Raw genomic sequence first — 18,401 nt, 5'->3', positions numbered from 1 at the left:
GCGAAGCCGGAGGTAGTATGGCGCATTTTATCGACAGACGACTTAACGGTAAGAATAAAAGCGCGGTGAACCGTCAGCGCTTTATCCGCCGTTATAAGCAGCAAATTAAAAAAGCGGTGTCCGACGCCATCAGCAAGCGTAGCGTAACCGATATCAGCAGTGGCGAAAGCGTAACGGTGCCGGGTAAAGATATCAGCGAGCCGTTTTTTCATCAGGGCAAAGGTGGCAGGCGGCAGATTATCCATCCGGGTAATGATCAGTTCAGCCCGGGTGACAGGATTAAACGGCCACAAGGCGGCGCCGGTGGCAGTGGTCAGGGCGATGCCGGCGCCGACGGCGAAGGTACAGATGACTTTGTATTTTCTATCTCAAAAGATGAGTATCTGGATTTACTGTTTGAAGATTTAGAGCTGCCTAATCTGAAAAAAAATCAGCTGGATAAGCTGGTGCTGTATAAAAACGTGCGCGCCGGTTACCGCTCTGAAGGCGTACCAAGCAATATTGACATAGTGCGCTCTTTGCGCGGCTCTTTAGCGCGGCGCGTAGCCATGACCGCCGGAAAAAAAGCCAAATTGCGCGAGTTGGAGCAACAGTTAGCCGCGCTGGAGCACGAGCCGGTACCGGATCAGCAGCAACTGCGTTTGTTAAGCACTGAAATTGCAGAGCTGAAACAACGCATTGCCGCCGTGCCCTTTATTGACAGTTTCGATTTACGTTTCCGCAATTTCCAAAAGCGGCCCGAGCCTACCAGTAAAGCGGTAATGTTTTGCCTGATGGATGTATCCGGCTCAATGGACCAGGCAACAAAAGATATGGCCAAGCGTTTTTATATTCTGCTGTACTTGTTCTTAAGCCGCAGTTACAAGAATGTCGAAGTGGTGTATATCCGCCATCATACCCAGGCCAAAGAGGTTGATGAGCAAGAGTTCTTTTATTCGCAGGAAACCGGCGGCACTATAGTCTCCAGTGCGCTGAAAATGATGTACGACATAGTACTGGAGCGTTACAACCCCGCCGAATGGAATATCTACGCTGCTCAGGCGTCAGACGGCGATAACTGGACCGACGACAGCGCCCCCTGTGCTGAGTTGATGGCTAATAAGTTACTGCCGCTGGTACGTTACTACGCCTACATTGAAATTACGCCACGGGCGCATCAAAGCCTGTGGCAGGAATACGAGAAGCTGCTACCGGCCTTTGATAACTTTGCCATTCAGCATATTAAAGATGTCAGTGATATTTATCCGGTATTTCGCGAGCTGTTTAAAAAGCAGGCAGCCTGAGCGTATCTCTGCTAACGAGTGAGGTTTTTCTATGGCCAAAGCAAAAGCTAAAACAGCACCATGCTTATCTGACGGGCCCGACTGGACCTTCGATTTACTCGATGCGTATCATCAGGAAATTGCCCGGGTTGCAGCGCATTACAAGCTGGATACCTACCCCAACCAAATCGAGGTGATCACTGCCGAGCAAATGATGGACGCCTATTCCAGCGTGGGTATGCCACTGGGTTACCATCACTGGTCTTACGGTAAAAAGTTTATTCAAACCGAGCAGAATTATAAACGCGGCAATATGGGGCTGGCCTATGAAATAGTGATTAACTCTAACCCTTGTATTGCTTACCTGATGGAAGAAAATACTATTACCATGCAGGCCCTGGTGATGGCACATGCCTGTTATGGCCATAACTCCTTTTTTAAAAATAACTATTTATTTAAAACCTGGACCGACGCCGGTTCCATTATTGATTACCTGTTGTTTGCGAAACATTATATTAGCCAATGCGAGGAAAAGTACGGTATCAGCGAAGTTGAAGATATGCTCGACTCCTGTCATGCGTTGATGAACTACGGCGTGGACCGCTACAAAAGACCGCAGAAAATCTCTTTGGATGAGGAGCAAAAGCGCCAGCAGGAGCGCGAAACTTATTTGCAGTCTCAGGTTAATGACTTATGGCGCACCATTCCGGTAAAAGCCAGCAGTGCCGAACAGCACACAATCCGTTTCCCGGCAGAGCCGCAAGAAAACATTTTGTACTTTATTGAGAAAAATGCCCCGTTATTAAAATCGTGGCAGCGGGAAATTGTGCGCATAGTGCGCAAAATTTCGCAGTATTTTTACCCGCAAAAGCAAACACAGGTGATGAATGAAGGCTGGGCTACCTTCTGGCATTACACTATTTTGCAGCACCTGTACGACGAGGGTAAAGTCAGCGACCGCTTTATGTTAGAAGTGCTGCACAGCCATACTAATGTGGTAGCACAGCCGGAGTACCACAGTAAATATTACTCCGGCATTAACCCTTATGCGCTGGGTTTTGCCATGTTTTGTGATATACGCCGTATTTGCGAACAGCCTACAGCAGAAGATAAACAGTGGTTTCCCGATATTGCCGGCAGTGACTGGTTGGATACCCTGCATTTTGCCATGCAAAATTTTAAAGACGAGAGCTTTATCAGCCAGTACCTGTCACCTAAGGTGATCCGTGATTTTCACCTGTTTGCTATTGTCGACGATGACGAAGAAGGCAGCCTTGAAGTGGCGGCCATTCACAACGCCGAGGGCTATCAACGTATCCGCCAGATGCTGTCGCAGCAGTATAACCTGAGCCAGATAGAGCCGAATATTCAGGTGCACAATGTCGATTTTAACGGTAATCGCTCACTGACATTACGTTATATTCCGCAGAACCGTATCCCGCTGGCTAACAGCCAACAACAGGTATTGAAGCACCTGCATCGGTTATGGGGTTTCAGCGTGTATCTGGAGCAACAAAATGAGGATGGCAGCATTGAAACCTTGTACAGCTGCCCTGAACAAACCGATCTTCGTGATGATTAGCCGCCGGCAGCGTCAAACTGATGACAGGTTACTCTGTTGCGCCCTGCAGCTTTAGACTGATACAGGCCTTTGTCTGCTGCTTCTATCCATTGCCGGTGCTCTGTCATGCTGTTGCTGTGTTGCGCCAAACCGACACTTATGCTTGTAACAAGCACTTGATTATTATAATTAATTTTCAACTGCTCTACCGAATGGCGCAAACGCTCTGCCAAGCAGGCGGCCTGCTCAATATTGGTATCTACCAATAATATCGCATACTCTTCACCACCATAGCGGCCGGCAATGTCGGTGGCCCGCAGATTACTGCGCACCGCATCGGCAACGGCTCTGATCACCTCATCGCCGGCAGCATGGCCATAGGTGTCGTTAATACGTTTAAAATGGTCGATATCACACATCAGCAGTGTGCTCTGATGTGTATAGCGCTGCAGGCGTTTAAATTCCTGCAACAGGTTTTCTTCCCAATGGCCGCGGTTAAACAAACCGGTTAAAAAGTCGGTTTTGGTAAGTTGCCGCAAACGGCCATTCATCGACTCCAACTCCAACCGGCTTACAGCGACGTCTGTCACGTCATAAATAATAAAGCACAGATGCGTTACCGCCCCCCGGGTATCTGTGAGTGGAAAGATGGTACTGTTTTGATACATGTACTCGGCACTGCCGGTAATAGGCCGGTAGTTGCGAAACTTAAAAATATAGGGTCTTTGCTCCCAGATAGTAAAAGCACGGTTTTTCAGCAGTACCACCGGGTCACACTTACGCCGCAACCAGTCTTCATCTATTTCCGAGAATAAATCAAACAGATATCGGTCACGCACCTGCCTGGGTGTTAAACCACTGTGGTTCTCCATAAAGCCGTTCCATACCTGAATACGATAATCACAATTCAGTACTACCAAACCAACATCCACGGTTTGGAACATGTCCATCAGCCAGTGAATTTCGGAAACATCAACCTGAGTATGTGACATCGTTACTCCTCCAGCAAGAATGCGACTTTGTAGTTCAGCGTTTTCAAGCTGTCTTCGGTAAACAGCAGCAGTAAATCACAGCTGATATTATAGTTTTCAATACCGTAACTCAGTTCAATCGCCAGGGTTTTACGCCAGCGCTTGGCATTAGCAATAATCAGCTCGCTAACCGGCGCATGCTGCCCCAGCACCACAGGATGGCCCTGGCTGAAACTCATATCTATCTGTTCGGCCAGGCCTTTGAGCACAGCACCAATCAGAATATTGGCAATGTCCATCAACAGTTCCAACTCGACCTTAACTGTCAGCTCCCCCTGGTAATTCATCAGCCTGGCAATATCTTTGAAGCTGGAATCTGTCAGGATCAGCAGCGCTTCGCCGGCTACGCCACCACCAATAAAGCCCTGACATACGGCAGAGGTTGTCGCCTGGTGCTCTACCGACGCCAACGCCATATGCAACTCACTGACTTCAATCAGATTAACATTGGGAATGGGTAATTTGACAAAAACATTCAGCAACCTTGCTAACAGATCACCAGCCTGCCCCATGGCTACGTTAGTCAGTTCTTGCAGCACGTCGCGCATCTCTGCACTTAGCTCGGCAGCCGGTGCCGTGGCTTTGGAGATACCAGCCGACGCCGTTGTAACACGGGCGCTGACAGCATGTTGTTGCATCAGCTGTTGTAATTTGGCGCTATCAACCGGTTTGCGGATAAAGTCGAGCGCGCCCAGGCTTTTAACCCGTTCGAAAGCTTCAGGCTGTACATCACCGGATACCACGACCACATTCAGCACTATCTGGCGTTTTTTCAGTTCAGCCAGCACCTGATAACCATCCATTACCGGCATATTTAAATCCAGAAATAACCAGTCAATGCGCTGTTGCAGCAGAGTATCCATGGCTTCAGCGCCATGGCCGGCAAAAAACAGGTTGCTTTGCCACTCCTGTGGTAGAATTCTTGCCAATTGCTTACGGGCCAGGTTGGAATCGTCGCAAATCAGTACAGCAGTTGTCATCGGCTTCTCACTTCGCGCAGGCTTCATTTCAGTCTAGACTGAAATAAACAGTTCGCGCATAAACAACGAAAATATGTTGTGTTCCAGCTGATTACTTTTAATGCATTCAATATTAACAGGAGCTGTATCATGTCAGCATTATCTCATCTTTATAGCAAAACCTGCGTTGCCGCAGCCATGCTTTGTGTCAGTTTCGCCGGTAGTGCAGCAGACTTTCAGGCTTCTTTGCCAGAGCGCTTAAGCAAAGTAAAAGCCGGTAATCAACAAGTGGTATTGCTGGGCAATAAACTTAGTACCGGCGATACCGCACCGGCTTTTAAAGTGGTAGATGCCAGCTTTAAAACGGTAGCACTGGCAGATTATCGTGGTAAAACAGTGTTGATCAGCGTGGTGCCCAGTATAGACACCGGTGTCTGTTCATTGCAAACCAAGCGCTTTAATAGCGAAGTGGCGAACTTACCGGATAATGTGGTGTTGTTAACCATCAGCACGGATCTGCCCTTTGCGCAAAAACGCTACTGTCAGCAGGAGCAAATCGACAACGTAGTAGTGTTATCCGACGCAGTATGGCGTGATTTTGGCAGCAATTATGGCTTACTTATCAAAGATATGGGTTTACTAACCCGCGCTGTGTTAATTATAGACCGCAAGGGTAAACTGGCTTACCAGCAGTTGGTACCGGAATTAGCACAAGAACCGGATTACGCTGCCGCGTTAAATGCACTGCAACAGCTAATGCCGAAAAGTTAGGTGAGCTGCTGTGCTGTAGCAGACACAAAAAAGCCCTGAACAGTCAGGGCTTTTTGCTGTAAGTGCGGCTTAGCTAAGTAATGACACCAGCTCTGCAGTTACCGCATCAACCGCCTTGGTGCCATCAATATGGTGATAACGGGTGTTACCGGCGTCGGCTTCAGCGCGGTAATAGCCTACCAATGGCTCGGTTTGCTCGTGATAAATCGCCAGACGCTTACGGACGGTTTCTGCCACATCATCAGGGCGAATAACCAGCTCTTCACCGGTTACGTCGTCTTTGCCATCGGCCTTAGGCGGATTATAGCGAATATGGTATACCCTACCTGATGCTGGGTGTACGCGCCGGCCACTCATGCGCTCAACAATTACGTCATCCGGTACATCAAATTCAATAACATGATCAATGACGATGCCTTTTTCTTTCATCGCATCGGCTTGCGGAATAGTGCGCGGAAAACCATCCAGCAAAAAACCTTTACTGCAATCCGGTTCAGCAATGCGCTCTTTTACCAGACCGATAATAATATCGTCTGAAACCAGCTGACCGGCATCCATCACCTGTTTGGCCGCTAAGCCCAGTTCCGTACCGGCTTTAATTGCTGCACGCAACATATCACCGGTAGAAATTTGTGGAATGCCGTATTTACTCATTAAAAACTGAGCCTGGGTTCCTTTACCGGCACCCGGGGCACCCAACAAAATTATGCGCATAGCAACACCCTCATGTTCTGGGATTGATCCATTAATTATAAAGGCCGGATCTTTACATAATGTCTTGCCTGAGACAAGAAGTTTGTCTTGTTGCGCTAACTGGTCCGGCTATTTCATTGGCTTTTAGTCGTATAGCTGGGCAAAGACAGCAATCGCTGCGTTTTTTTACGCCAAACGGCTGAAAATCACATTTTTTTCAGCCGTAGCCGCACCTTACCCGACTAAAGTTGTAGCGGGTTACACCCTGAACTTAGCTAACAATGCTTTGAGTTGCTCGGCCAAATCGGCTAATGATTCACTGGCCTGAGTTGATTGGGTAACATTGTCCGCCGTCTGATAAGCCACATCGCTGATGCTGTGCAGATTTTTATTCAGATCCCGCGATACCGTGGTTTGCTGCTCGGTGGCACTGGCTATTTGCTGCGCAGTATCGTTAATCAACGACACTGCTGCACTAATGCTGGTTAAGGCATCACCAGCCTTACCGGCCTGCTCCGCAGTTTTTCGGGTTGCCTGTTCGCTTTTGTTAGTTGCTGATACCGCGTTATCGGTACCACGCTGTAACTTCTCAATCATCTGCTGAATTTCAGTGGTCGAGTCTTTGGTGCGGCTGGCGAGGGTTCTTACTTCATCCGCCACGACAGCAAAACCGCGGCCGGTTTCACCGGCTCTGGCGGCTTCAATTGCTGCGTTCAGCGCCAATAAGTTGGTTTGTTCTGCAATGCCCTCTATAACCTGTAAAATATTGCCTATCTTGTCGCTGTCTTGTTTCAGATGATTAATAATCTCTGCCGCGCGGCTGACCTCGGTTGACAAGCCGGCGAGATCTTTTACGGTTTGGCTTACCACTAACTGGCCCTGTTGCGTTTCTTTTTCCGCCGCACCTGCGGCGTCTGCCGCTTGCTGGGTATTACGTGACACTTCTTCCAAAGATGCGGTCATTTGGTTCATGGCCACTGCCGAGCTGTTAATCTCAGTATTTTGTAATTCAATGCCGCGCTGGGTTTGCTCGTTAATTTGCGACAGCTCTGTTGCCGCCGCAGCGACCTGATCGGAATAATCACGGATTTGCAGCAACATAGTACGCAGGTTTTGCTGCATCACATGGATTGACGCCAGCAAGCTGGAACTGTCGCCGGCTTTTAACCGCACGCTGGCGGTTAAATCGCCTGTTGCTACCTGATGCACGATATTTGCCGTGTAACCAGGCTCTCCGCCTAAGGTACGGGTAATGGTGCGCACCAGGCTGATACAAACCACTATTGCCACCAGTAACACCACTGCAGAAATGATCATTAAGGTCCAGAGCATTTCCCGCACTTCTGTCAGCGCTTCGTATTCACGACTTTCCAATACCAATCCCCAGCCCAGCATGGGAATAAAGCTGTAGCTGCCAATTACCGTTGTACCGGCTGCATTGCTATACTGACCAATATCACTTTGTTTTTGCCGGATCCCCTGAGCTGCCTGTGTTTGCAACGCCTGGTCGGTATTTTTAATCGAATCGGCAGGGGTGATGGCTTTACCATCGCTGTCGAGCAAATAAATTTCGGTATAGTCGTTGCGGCTAAGATCATTCACTCTGGCAAAAATAGTCGTCAGCTGCACCGCTCCGCGCATTACCGCAACAATTTCATTATTACGCCGGATAGGAATAGCAATAGTACTGATACGGTTACCGGTAGCGCGCGACACTATAGGTTGCGAAAATGCATCCCGGCCACTGATAGCCTGCTTAAACCAGGCCCTGTCGGCGACATCAAAAGCATTCGCTTCAGCAACATCTAAAATTTGTGCCTGACCGTTGACAAAACTGACACCGGCCATGCCCTTACCAGAGGGAGCGACGACAAAAATAGTGTCGTAATAGCCCTGAGCCTGCGCCAACTGCTGCATTAACACTGCAGTATCGTCCAATTGTAGCTGTTGTGCTTGCGGTAGCCGTGCCAGGTAGCGCATTTCCTCCTGCCGTGCTAACAACCAATCGGTAAAGGCGTCGGCATTTAACACACTGGTGGTTTGTAAGGTATTGACCACCGCGCGGGTTTGCGAATTACGGTATTCAATAAACACTAAACTGGTCAGCACCAGGATCGACACCAACAGCAGGCTAACCATAATCACGGTAAGCCGGCCACCAAAGCCCATATTGCGCCAAAAATTAAACATAAGCTGCTCCTTGCCGGTAACGGTAAGCTGTTGAAAGTATAGAAGCAGATTACAATATAGATAGGATAAACGCGGAAGAAACCCGGTTTGTTGATAAGCGCCTTTGCTGCAGCCCTGTGGCCACAGCAAAGGCTTTAGCGGTTACTTAGCTAACGACAGCAACAGATTATTCAGCCTGGCGACAAAAGCCGCCGGGTCTTTTAAGCTACCGCGTTCGGCCAACAAGGCTTGTTCCAGCAATACCTCTGCCCATTGCTTAAAGCGCGCTTCATCCTGCTCATCGGCAATACGTTTTACCAGCTGGTGCTCAGTGTTCAGCTCAAAAATTGGTTTCACATCCGGCACTTTTTGGCCCACCGACTCCATCAGCTTGATCATCTGCGTGCTCATATCGAACTCGTCCGTCACCACACAAGCCGGGCTCTCGGTTAAACGGTGGCTGACTTTGACATCTTTAACCTGGTCGCCCAGCGCTGTTTTAAAGCGGCCGATAACATCGGCAAACGCCTGTTCCGCGTCCTGCTGTGCCTTTTTCGTTTCTTCATCATCCAGCTTGGATAAATCTAAACCGCCTTTAGCCACAGAACGCAGTTTTTTACCGTCAAATTCGGTTAAATGCTGCACCAGCCATTCGTCGATGCGGTCGGATAACAGCAGCACTTCAAGGCCTTTTTTACGCAGCACTTCCAAATGCGGGCTATGTTTAGCCGCGGCATAGCTGTCAGCCACGATATAGTAAATCTCGTCCTGGCCTTCTTTCATCCGGCTGATGTAATCAGCCAATGCGACGTTCTGTGTGCTGTCGTCATTGTGGGTTGAGGCAAAGCGCAGCAGAGCAGCAATTTGCTCTTTGTTAGCCATATCTTCTGCCGGGCCTTCTTTTAACACCTGGCCGAATTCTGTCCAGAATGCCTGATATTGCTCTGCATCTTTACTCAGCTTATCAAGCATTTTCAGCGCGCGGCTGCTGCAACCTTTACGCAGAGTTTGGGTGACTTTGGTGTCTTGCAGAATTTCACGCGACACGTTCAGCGGTAAATCGCTTGAATCCAGCACACCTTTGATAAAGCGCAGGTAAGCCGGCATAAATTGCTCGGCATCATCCATAATAAATACGCGCTGCACATAAAGCTTCAGGCCATGTTGTGCTTCGCGGTTCCACATATCAAACGGTGCTTTTTTCGGCACATAAAGTAAGCTGGTGTAATTGCTGTTACCCTCTACTTTATTGTGGCTCCAGCTTAACGGCTCGCTCCAGTCGTGCGAAATATGTTTGTAGAATTCCTGATACTCGTCATCGGTAATATCAGATTTATCACGGGTCCACAGCGCAGTAGCCTTATTGGCTGCCTGCCAGTGGCCGGGCACAGCGGCAATTTTTTCGCCGTCAGCGCCATCGCGCTCCGGCTGCTCTTCCTGCCATAACTCTACCGGAATGCTGATATGGTCTGAGTACTTGGTAACAATGCTCTCTACCTTCCAGCGGTTTAAGAACTCGTCTTCACCTTCGCGCAGGTGCAGCACTATCTCAGTACCACGGCTGTCTTTGCTGATGGCTGTAATGCTGTAATCGCCCTCGCCGGCCGATTCCCATTCAATGGCTTCATTGGCGGCAGCACCGGCTTTGCGTGTACGTACCGTTACTTTGTCGGCCACGATAAAGGCAGAGTAGAACCCTACACCAAACTGACCGATTAACTTGGAGTCTTTGCTTTGGTCGCCGGATAACTGCGAGAAAAATTCTTTGGTGCCGGATTTAGCAATAGTGCCCAAATGGCTTATCACTTCTTCCTGCGTCATGCCGATACCGTTATCGCTTACCGTTAAGGTACGGGCGGCTTCATCCAGGCTTATACGTACCCGCAACTCGCCGTCATCGCCGTACAGGCTGCCGTCTGACAACGCCAGAAAGCGCAGTTTATCAGCCGCGTCTGAAGCGTTAGATACCAACTCGCGCAGGAAAATTTCTTTGTTGGAATACAGTGAATGGATCATCAGCTGCAGCAGTTGTTTTACTTCTGCCTGAAAGCCATGGGTTTGCTTTTGGCCGCTAGAAGTGGCTGTGGTGTCACTCATTGTGTTTATCCCCGAACATTAAAGTTTGACAGTTATTACGCAGGCTGCACCGGCAGCCAAACACTGACAACTAATATGGGGAGGATTAACCGGATTTCAAGCAGGGTTATAATAATCAGAAGGCTTTGCGACCACTAAAAGCATGCGACAGCGTAGTGCCATCGACAAACTCCAACTCACCGCCAACCGGAATGCCCTGGGCAATGCGCGACACCTTTACCCGGTGCTTATGGCACAGCTCAGCAATATAAAATGCAGTGGCATCGCCCTCTACCGTTGGGTTGGTCGCCAGAATAAGTTCGGTAACACCGGCTGTCGCCAATAAGTTGCTGAGTTTATCCAGCCCCAAATCTTGTGGACCTATGCCATCCAGCGGCGACAAATAGCCCTGCAGTACAAAATAGCGCCCTTTAAACTGGCCGGTTTGCTCAATCGCCATTTGATCTGCCGCAGAGCCTACCACACAAATAATGCCATCTGCCGCGCGAGCAGGGTCAGTGCAAATATGGCACAGCTCGGTTTCGCAAAAAGTACGGCATTGCTGGCAATGGCCCACTTTATTCATCGCAGCGCTAAGTGCAGCGCCCAACTGCAGGCCGCCCTCGCGGTTACGTTCTAACAACGAAAACGCCATGCGCTGCGCAGATTTCGGTCCGACGCCCGGCAAAATACGCAGTGCATCAATAAGTTGTTGCACCAGCGGCGTATGACGGCTCATCAGAATGGCATTTTCATACCCGGTGGCAATTGCAGGCCGCCGGTAACTGAAGCCATTTTTTCTTTGCTGGTTTCATCAACACGGCGCACCGCGTCGTTAATTGCCGCGGCAATTAAATCTTCCAGCATATCTTTGTCATCCTGCATCAGGCTGTCGTCAATACTGACACGGCGTACATTGTGATTGCCCAGCATGGTTACTTTTACCAGCCCGGCACCAGCTTCACCGGTCACTTCCATCGCCGCGACTTCAGCCTGCATTTTCTGCATTTTTTCCTGCATGGCTTGCGCCTGCTTCATAATGTTGCCCATACCGCCTTTAAACATAGCTTTGTACCTGCCGTAAAATTAAGTTGAAGTAGCAGTGTATCGGACACTGACCTTTTACCGGCGACAAGATAATAACTTCGTCGCCAAAATACAAGTTATGCGCACTTAACGCACAGCTTAAACCGCTAGTTTACCACTATGGTATCGGGTAGCAGCTGTGCATCAAACAGCTGTTGCAGTTGCTGTACTTTTTCGTCTTCCTGCAGCAGCCGGCTGACATAACCAAAGCGTTCCTGCACAATTTTCTGTTGGATAGATAACGGGCTTTGCGCCACCTCGCTCTGATAGGTAATAGCAATGCTCAATGGCTGATTGAAACTGTGCTCCAGCACCTGTTGTAACTTAGTACGAAAGCTATCTTTATCCAGATGCTGCTGGCTTTGCGCCACGGTTAAACTCAGCTTATTACCATCCAGTTGCATAGCGGCATTGAGTAAAAACAGCCGGCTTAAGCCGCCGGTATCGAGGCTTTCTACCCGCGCAGCCCAGGCATCAACCTGAGCTGCAAAACGGACGGAAAAATTCTGCTCATTAATACTGCCATCAAAACTGTGTGTCGGGGCCTGCGCCACCGGCGGCGCAGCAACGTGCTGCACATCCTGCTCGTACTGTTGCCATAATGCATCCGCCGCTGCCGCATCATATTGCGGCATGTCGCTATCATCCGGCTCGTAAGCATCGTCACTGTGCCGCTCAGGTTCCGCAGATGCCGTAGCCGCTGCCGGAGTTGGTAGAGGGGTAGCTTGCGGCGGCACATCAGGGGACGACACAGCAGTCGCTGCGGCCCTGCCCTGGCGCTCAGGCGCGATTGCAGCATGCGGCGCCTCACGGCGCTCAGGCTTTTTTGGCTCCGGCGCCGCAGTTACCTGTACGCCACGCCGCGCCATAATGCGCGCCGTTACCGGATCAATACCGGCGCTATGCTCTGCAGCATCCGCTGCTGGGCGGGTTTGCGTTTCCGGCTGAGCAACGCGGTTTGCTGGTATATCGCCGTCAACCGGTAAGGCCGCCGCTGCTGTAAGGTTGTGGTCTGTGCCGGCGGCTGCCGGTACCGCAGGCTCTGCAGCAACAGCAGGTATTACTGGAGTTTCTGCAGGCGTTTCTGTTACAGCTTGTGCGCTGTTAGCCTCTGTAGCGCGGGCTTGCACTGCTGTGGCAGCAGAAAGCGGCAACGCTATTGGGGCTTTAGCCGGTGCTGCCGCGTTACTTAGTGTCTCCGGCACAAACGCCATCGCCCGCAATAAGGCCATCTCCAGACCGGTTAACGGGTCCGGTGCATAAGGCAGCTCTTTTTTGCCGCTGATCAACAGCTGATAGTACAGCTGCACCTGAGCCGGCGCTAAAGTATCCGCCAGTTGGCGCACAAAAGCCTGCTGTTCAGAAAAGGCCGCGGCATTGTCACTAAACTGGGTTAACGCTGCCAGGTGCAGGATAGACAACATGTCGTCTAATACCTGAGCAAAATTACTTTGTTGCTGTACCAGCGCTGCCAGCTGAATTTGCAGCTGCGCTGCATCTTGCGCCAAAATGGCCTGCAACAATTGCTGCGCCCAGCTTTGATCCAAAAAGCCCAGCATGGTACGCACCGTATCCAGGGTAATATTGGCATTACTTTGCGCAATAGCCTGATCGGTTAAGCTTAACGAATCGCGTAAACTGCCTTTGGCCGCGCGCGCCAACAGCGTCAGTGCGCTTTGTTCAAAGGGTATTTGCTCTTCACCAAGCACAAACGCCAGATGCTGCTCTATTTGCAGCGGGCTTAACGCCAGTAAATTAAACTGCAGGCAGCGCGATAAAACCGTAACCGGCAACTTCTGCGGATCAGTAGTAGCCAGCAGAAATTTGACATGCGGCGGCGGTTCTTCCAGGGTTTTCAGCAGCGCATTAAAGCTGTGTTTAGACAGCATATGCACTTCATCTATCAGGTATACCTTAAAGCGACCGCGGCTGGGAGCATATTGCACGTTGTCGAGTAAATCTCGGGTGTCTTCTACCTTGGTGCGGGAGGCCGCATCAATTTCCAACAGATCAACAAAGTTACCGGCATCAATTTCAGTGCAGGCAGAGCATTGGCCACAGGGCGTGGCTGTAATTCCCTGTTCACAGTTCAGGCTTTTGGCAAAAATACGCGCTATGGTCGTTTTGCCGACACCACGGGTGCCGGTAAATAAATAGGCATGATGCAGCCGGTTATTACTCAGCGCATTGCCCAGCGCATTTTTTACGTGGTCCTGCCCAACCAGGCGGGCAAAATGCTGCGGGCGCCACTTACGGGCTAATACCTGATAACTCATAACGGCTGCTGATATCTTGGTTGTGGTAATCTGTCACAGACTAAACTTATTCGCCGCTATACTCAACCAAACTGAGGATATTTAACCCGGCCTGCTGCAGCCGTGCTACGCCACCCAGCTCAGGTAAAGCAATAACAAAAGCAGCGTCATCAACAATGCCGCCCAGTTGCCGTACCAGCTTAGCGGTAGCATCTATAGTGCCGCCGGTGGCCAGCAAATCGTCTACCAGCAGTACTTTATCGCCCGGCACTATCGCATCGGCATGCAACTCTAAGGCATCTTCGCCATATTCCAGCTGATAGCTTTGTGAAATACGCTGGCGCGGTAATTTGCCCGGCTTACGCACCGGCACAAAAGAAATACCCAGCGCATAGGCCAGCGGCGCACCAAAAATAAAGCCACGTGATTCAGTGCCGACAATCTTGGTAATGCCTTTATCTGCATACAGCTGGCAAAAAGCGTCGATGACTTTTTTAAAACTGGGGCCGTCCTGCATCAGGCTGGTCACATCACGAAATACGATGCCCGGCTTCGGGTAATCCACAACCGTTTTAATAACTTGTTTTAACTCAAGCGCTAAAGCTTGCTTATCCATGTTGGAAAACCTTTTATTAAGCGTCCCGGCCGGGACAAAAAAGCCGCCCTCAGGCGGCCTTCAATACTGTTGCTGTATTATGCCAGAATTTGAAACCAACGCACTATCGGCGCCAGGCACAGTAAGGACACGAATACTGCCACCAGGGCAAGAAATTGCCACAGGTTGAACGACTCTTTAAACTTTTCGTCTGCCATTACACTTCTCTTCTGTCATCAGCGAAATTAAGGGCGCCTATGGTAATGAATTTTGCCCTGCTTGAAAAGACACCAATACACCTTTTGCGGCAAAGTCCTGTAATAAACTGACAGCGCCCTGTTGTAACTGCGACGCATTAAACTGCGGTAACAGCGGTAACAGTTGCTGTACCAATTGCTGCTGTGTACTGCCGGGGGCTTGCTGCAGTGTTTGCAATAACGCCGCGGTCAGCTGGTTAATCAGCACAAACTTCACCTCATCTGCAACATTACGGTACAACAGGTAGCACTGCACTTCGCCAGGTTGGGCCGGCTGGTAAGCAACACTTATTTGATGCACCTGATATGGATAAGCCAGCAGCATACTCAGCCCGGATAACTGTAGTGCGCTGGTGGCCACCTGATCGGCGCTGACAGCAGTTTCAACGCATGGCAGCTGTTTGGTCGCCAGATATAATTCTGCCCATTCATAGTGCGCCAGCTCCAGCATAAACACCGGGTCCTGTTCAGCCATCTGGTAGTCTTGTTGCAAGTAATGCAGAAAATGTTCGGCAATATGCAAAAAGTACGGGCTGCTGCACTGATAGCCGATAAAAAAGCGGCGCACCAACTGCTGCCAATCAGCATCGTTATATAACGACCTTAATACCGGAAAAGCTGTACTGACAAAGCCCTGCACATTGTTAAAAAACAGCTCGCGGTAAATCGCCATGCGCCGATCTTCAATCCCGGCAGGTGCCGGCTGTTGCGGGTCTTTAATATGGGCGATAAACGCCTGTTGTAGCTGCTGAAACTGCATTGGTTTAAGCCCTTAACGCCAGGTCGTCAGCAGCGGCGCCTTGCTGCAACATTTTGATCTGCTCCAGCTCTTCGCATAACACGCTCAGCTCAGGGATATTAAAATCGCGCTCCAATAACGTAGGTTTCACACCATGCAACTGATACGCCTGCACCAGTAACTGCCACACCGGGTCTGTCACCGCTGACCCGTGGGTATCTACCAGTAAATCGTCGGCTTCGTTAAAGTGGCCGGCAATATGATAATAAGCAATACGCTCACCCGGCATAGCACGCAAAAACTGCAGTGCGTCATAACGATGATTTACCGAGTTAACATAAATATTGTTCACGTCCAGCAGCAGCTGGCAATCTGCTTCCTGCAGCACAGCAAGGGTAAAATCCTGCTCAGACATCTGCTGGCCAGGCGCGGCATAATAGGATACGTTCTCCAGCACCAAAGGTTGCTCAAGAATATCCTGCACCTGGCGCACCCGTTTTGCCACGTAACTTACTGCTTCTTGCGTAAAAGGGATCGGCATTAAATCGTACAAATGGCCGGCACCGGAGCAATAACTTAAATGCTCGCTGTATAAACTGATGTTGTAGCGGCGCAAAAACTGCTTTACCTGGCGCACAAACACCACATCCAGCGGCTCGGGGCTGCCAATTGACAACGACAAACCATGACAAATAAAACGATGCTGCTCGGCCAGTTGAGCAAACTGTTTTTGCAGCTTGCCACCAAACGGGATCCAGTTTTCCGGCGCCACTTCAAAAAAATCAATTTGAGCGGGTTTAGCGCTAAGTATATCGCTCAGCATTTCGCGGCGCAGGCCTAAGCCTGATCCGGCTAACGGCGGGGTTGACGGCACTATCATTACACGGCTCCTGCAAAGTAAAAGGCCTGCAATTGCAGGCCTTAGCTGGCTGCGTTATACACTACCGCCACATTTACCTTCACCGCATTTGCCTTCTTTGGCTTTATCTTTCATTTTGTCGGCTTTTTCTTTCATCTTCTCTTCGCCGCACTTACCTTCACCGCATTTGCCTTCGCCACATTTACCTTCTTTGGCTTTGTCTTTCATTTTTTCGGCTTTGTCCTTCATCTTCTCTTCGCCGCACTTGCCTTCACCGCATTTGCCATCTTTCATTTTCTCTTTGGCTTTTTTGGCTTTATCTTCACCACACTTGCCTTCGCCGCATTTGCCCTCGCCCGCCGCCATCTCATAGCCGGACGCCAGTTCCATAGCCGTAAACGGGTTGGCATTGGCTGTAATAGCTACAGTCGCCAGCGAACCAAATACCAAAGCACCTACTGCCATTGCCACGTTTGAATGTTTTACTGTTTTCATGTTTTCACCTGTTGTGTGTTAATTGCAAAAAAGCAGACCGACACATTTCAAATATTATTTCAAAATTTTGATCTGCAAGTCCATGACAAAATCAGCTAATATCCAGCTGTTCGCCAGCAACTTTGCTGGCCTGAGCCAGCTGCGAGACAAAATCAGGGTAGTGCTGCGATAAACCTACATTCCCTTGATGCAAAGGCTGATGCACCTGACCAACACTAGAGGTGAACACCGGGCCATTATTCTTATAAAAAGACAGCATGCTGGGTTCATATTGTAAATCAAGGTGCTGACATACCTTGGTTAATACCTCTTTTGGTTTGCTTACCAAGTCTTCGTAGCAAATATGCAAAATACGATCTGCATACAATTTCTGCCAATGTTGTAACAACTGCCTTTCATTCTTTATATAGGCAGCTATATGAGGTATAGACCAGCTCCAACCAGCTCGAGATCTGAAGTTACTTTTAAAACAAGACCAAGCAGTGTCTTCATCGTTACGACTAATATAAACGGCTTTCCCTTTAGGCATTGCTTGAGCCCATATACCGAAGTGTCTGTTCAGATTAAGAGATTTGTCAATAATATAACCTTGACCAGAGTATCGTTGCTCTGCGACCTGCTGATAAACATTCGCTATGTGTTCAAGAGCAGCAGCCGAATGCCCATGTCGCGCTATAAAAGACGGAAAATCAGTAAAGTTATCTTCACGCAAGTGCATGCATGCTGCACCTATAGCATTAAACTCGCCCGCCCCTTTCACTTTACTGTGCGCGCAAAGCATTTGCCCTAACAGAGTAGTACCGCTACGAGGTAACCCCAAGACCGCTACAGCTCTATGATACAAACTTCTGGATTGTGGCAACGTCTGCAAGGCCGCGTTAGTAAAACCAGCAATAATCCGATTAATCTCAAGCGTATCATTGTCGACAGAATACCCATTAAGCTTAGCCATTACTTGAGCACCGGCGGCATAAAACTCCCATGCTTTATTATAATCGCGCCGATCATTAAAAGCTTTTGCCAACGCATACATAAATTGCTGGATGTTGCGTTGGTCATCAGTCTGTAGCTGGCTAAACGCTAACTCCATCTTTTGCAACAAGCCTGGATGCTGGTTGAAATCTACAATATTGGCAAGGGTATACCAGCTGATCCCCAGTTGGGGCGCCAAAGCCAGTGCCTGCAGTAAGTTTAATCTGGCCTCGTGCAATTTGCCCTGTTGAGCTTGTACTGTGCCCGCCAGATGATACACCGAAGGTAAAGCCACTTTACGCACGATATAGGGGGTAACAACTTGTAAAGCCCTATCCAGATCGCCTATCTCTGCATACAAACCAGCGTACTGTATATCTGTTTCTGCATTTTTAGGACCACTACGATGAAATAGGTCTGCGGCCTGTGCTGCCAGGTTAGTATCGCCAATGCGCAATGCCAACGCCGAAACTTTTAACCAGTCTGTTTTCAAATCTGGTTTTTTTTCAATGAAATGTGCGATCAGAGCATGCGCTTCAGTTCTCTTCCCCTCTCGCACAACACAGAGAATATCATTTAAATCATACTGACTGACCACGTTGACTCCTGTAATCCTTAGTA

16 protein-coding genes are annotated in these 18,401 nt (G+C 49.4%); 3 read left to right on the top strand and 13 right to left on the bottom strand.

Going from position 1 to position 18,401, the window contains the following annotated elements:
- Nucleotides 1-17: 17 nt before the first annotated feature.
- Both Q8O77_RS10805 and Q8O77_RS10800 read left to right on the top strand, forming a co-directional pair.
- Nucleotides 18-1,283, top strand: coding sequence for a YeaH/YhbH family protein (locus Q8O77_RS10805; protein WP_305552882.1), 1,266 nt, complete (start codon nt 18-20; stop codon nt 1,281-1,283).
- Nucleotides 1,284-1,314: 31 nt separating this feature from the next.
- Nucleotides 1,315-2,844: a SpoVR family protein gene (locus Q8O77_RS10800; protein ID WP_305552881.1), complete on the top strand. Its 1,530-nt coding sequence runs from the start codon at nt 1,315-1,317 to the stop codon at nt 2,842-2,844.
- Here the strand turns inward: Q8O77_RS10800 and Q8O77_RS10795 are convergent.
- Nucleotides 2,841-3,815: a sensor domain-containing diguanylate cyclase gene (locus Q8O77_RS10795; protein WP_305552880.1), complete on the bottom strand. Its 975-nt coding sequence runs from the start codon at nt 3,813-3,815 to the stop codon at nt 2,841-2,843. The two genes, Q8O77_RS10800 and Q8O77_RS10795, sit on opposite strands and share 4 nt — an antisense overlap.
- A gap of 2 nt (nt 3,816-3,817) precedes the next feature.
- Nucleotides 3,818-4,834 carry a response regulator gene (locus Q8O77_RS10790; RefSeq protein WP_305552879.1) on the bottom strand — a complete coding sequence of 339 codons (1,017 nt, stop codon included), beginning with the start codon at nt 4,832-4,834 and terminating at the stop codon, nt 3,818-3,820.
- 129 nt (nt 4,835-4,963) lie between these two features.
- Here Q8O77_RS10790 and tpx point away from each other — a divergent pair, with 129 nt between their 5' ends.
- Entirely contained in the window at nt 4,964-5,584 is a 621-nt protein-coding gene (gene tpx, locus Q8O77_RS10785; RefSeq protein WP_305552878.1) for a thiol peroxidase, read from the top strand.
- A 69-nt stretch (nt 5,585-5,653) separates the two neighbouring features.
- On the opposite strand, the gene adk is transcribed toward tpx, so the two are convergent.
- From adk to Q8O77_RS10730, 11 genes are all read right to left on the bottom strand, one after another.
- Entirely contained in the window at nt 5,654-6,298 is a 645-nt protein-coding gene (gene adk / locus Q8O77_RS10780) for an adenylate kinase (protein WP_305552877.1), read from the bottom strand.
- Between the two features lie 237 nt (nt 6,299-6,535).
- Entirely contained in the window at nt 6,536-8,467 is a 1,932-nt protein-coding gene (locus Q8O77_RS10775) for a methyl-accepting chemotaxis protein (protein ID WP_305552876.1), read from the bottom strand.
- A gap of 141 nt (nt 8,468-8,608) precedes the next feature.
- On the bottom strand, nt 8,609-10,543 hold the full coding sequence (htpG, locus tag Q8O77_RS10770) for a molecular chaperone HtpG (RefSeq protein WP_305552875.1): 1,935 nt from the start codon (nt 10,541-10,543) through the stop codon (nt 8,609-8,611).
- A 115-nt stretch (nt 10,544-10,658) separates the two neighbouring features.
- Complete coding sequence (gene recR / locus Q8O77_RS10765) at nt 10,659-11,261, bottom strand: recombination mediator RecR (RefSeq protein WP_305552874.1); 603 nt, start codon at nt 11,259-11,261, stop codon at nt 10,659-10,661.
- Nucleotides 11,261-11,587, bottom strand: a complete 327-nt coding sequence (locus tag Q8O77_RS10760) for a YbaB/EbfC family nucleoid-associated protein (RefSeq protein ID WP_068232296.1) — start codon at nt 11,585-11,587, stop codon at nt 11,261-11,263. The genes recR and Q8O77_RS10760 overlap by 1 nt, the downstream gene beginning before the upstream one ends.
- Before the next feature lie 128 nt (nt 11,588-11,715).
- The gene (dnaX, locus tag Q8O77_RS10755) at nt 11,716-13,884 is read right to left on the bottom strand and encodes a DNA polymerase III subunit gamma/tau (protein ID WP_305552873.1); all 2,169 of its coding nucleotides are present in this window, start codon (nt 13,882-13,884) and stop codon (nt 11,716-11,718) included.
- A gap of 46 nt (nt 13,885-13,930) precedes the next feature.
- Nucleotides 13,931-14,479 (bottom strand): adenine phosphoribosyltransferase, encoded by a 549-nt coding sequence (apt, locus tag Q8O77_RS10750; RefSeq protein WP_305552872.1) that lies wholly within the window; start codon nt 14,477-14,479, stop codon nt 13,931-13,933.
- A gap of 234 nt (nt 14,480-14,713) precedes the next feature.
- The gene (locus Q8O77_RS10745; protein WP_305552871.1) at nt 14,714-15,475 is read right to left on the bottom strand and encodes a DUF2063 domain-containing protein; all 762 of its coding nucleotides are present in this window, start codon (nt 15,473-15,475) and stop codon (nt 14,714-14,716) included.
- A gap of 4 nt (nt 15,476-15,479) precedes the next feature.
- Nucleotides 15,480-16,334, bottom strand: a complete 855-nt coding sequence (locus tag Q8O77_RS10740) for a DUF692 domain-containing protein (RefSeq protein WP_305552870.1) — start codon at nt 16,332-16,334, stop codon at nt 15,480-15,482.
- A 54-nt stretch (nt 16,335-16,388) separates the two neighbouring features.
- Entirely contained in the window at nt 16,389-16,808 is a 420-nt protein-coding gene (locus Q8O77_RS10735) for a hypothetical protein (RefSeq protein WP_305552869.1), read from the bottom strand.
- A gap of 91 nt (nt 16,809-16,899) precedes the next feature.
- The gene (locus Q8O77_RS10730; RefSeq protein WP_305552868.1) at nt 16,900-18,378 is read right to left on the bottom strand and encodes a sulfotransferase; all 1,479 of its coding nucleotides are present in this window, start codon (nt 18,376-18,378) and stop codon (nt 16,900-16,902) included.
- Nucleotides 18,379-18,401: the final 23 nt, after the last annotated feature.

It is taken from the genome of Rheinheimera sp. (assembly GCF_030690345.1).
Lineage (GTDB): Bacteria > Pseudomonadota > Gammaproteobacteria > Enterobacterales > Alteromonadaceae > Alishewanella.
This window is presented reverse-complemented; position numbering and strand designations above follow the sequence as displayed.

Coding starts and splice junctions, on each gene's coding strand:
- recR (WP_305552874.1), bottom strand. CDS start 11,261: ATGAGCCGTCATACGCCGCTGGTGCAACAACTTATTGATGCACTGCGT.
- Q8O77_RS10795 (WP_305552880.1), bottom strand. CDS start 3,815: ATGTCACATACTCAGGTTGATGTTTCCGAAATTCACTGGCTGATGGAC.
- dnaX (WP_305552873.1), bottom strand. CDS start 13,884: ATGAGTTATCAGGTATTAGCCCGTAAGTGGCGCCCGCAGCATTTTGCC.
- Q8O77_RS10800 (WP_305552881.1), top strand. CDS start 1,315: ATGGCCAAAGCAAAAGCTAAAACAGCACCATGCTTATCTGACGGGCCC.
- htpG (WP_305552875.1), bottom strand. CDS start 10,543: ATGAGTGACACCACAGCCACTTCTAGCGGCCAAAAGCAAACCCATGGC.
- Q8O77_RS10735 (WP_305552869.1), bottom strand. CDS start 16,808: ATGAAAACAGTAAAACATTCAAACGTGGCAATGGCAGTAGGTGCTTTG.
- Q8O77_RS10740 (WP_305552870.1), bottom strand. CDS start 16,334: ATGATAGTGCCGTCAACCCCGCCGTTAGCCGGATCAGGCTTAGGCCTG.
- Q8O77_RS10805 (WP_305552882.1), top strand. CDS start 18: ATGGCGCATTTTATCGACAGACGACTTAACGGTAAGAATAAAAGCGCG.
- Q8O77_RS10745 (WP_305552871.1), bottom strand. CDS start 15,475: ATGCAGTTTCAGCAGCTACAACAGGCGTTTATCGCCCATATTAAAGAC.
- Q8O77_RS10775 (WP_305552876.1), bottom strand. CDS start 8,467: ATGTTTAATTTTTGGCGCAATATGGGCTTTGGTGGCCGGCTTACCGTG.
- adk (WP_305552877.1), bottom strand. CDS start 6,298: ATGCGCATAATTTTGTTGGGTGCCCCGGGTGCCGGTAAAGGAACCCAG.
- apt (WP_305552872.1), bottom strand. CDS start 14,479: ATGGATAAGCAAGCTTTAGCGCTTGAGTTAAAACAAGTTATTAAAACG.
- Q8O77_RS10790 (WP_305552879.1), bottom strand. CDS start 4,834: ATGACAACTGCTGTACTGATTTGCGACGATTCCAACCTGGCCCGTAAG.
- tpx (WP_305552878.1), top strand. CDS start 4,964: ATGTCAGCATTATCTCATCTTTATAGCAAAACCTGCGTTGCCGCAGCC.
- Q8O77_RS10760 (WP_068232296.1), bottom strand. CDS start 11,587: ATGTTTAAAGGCGGTATGGGCAACATTATGAAGCAGGCGCAAGCCATG.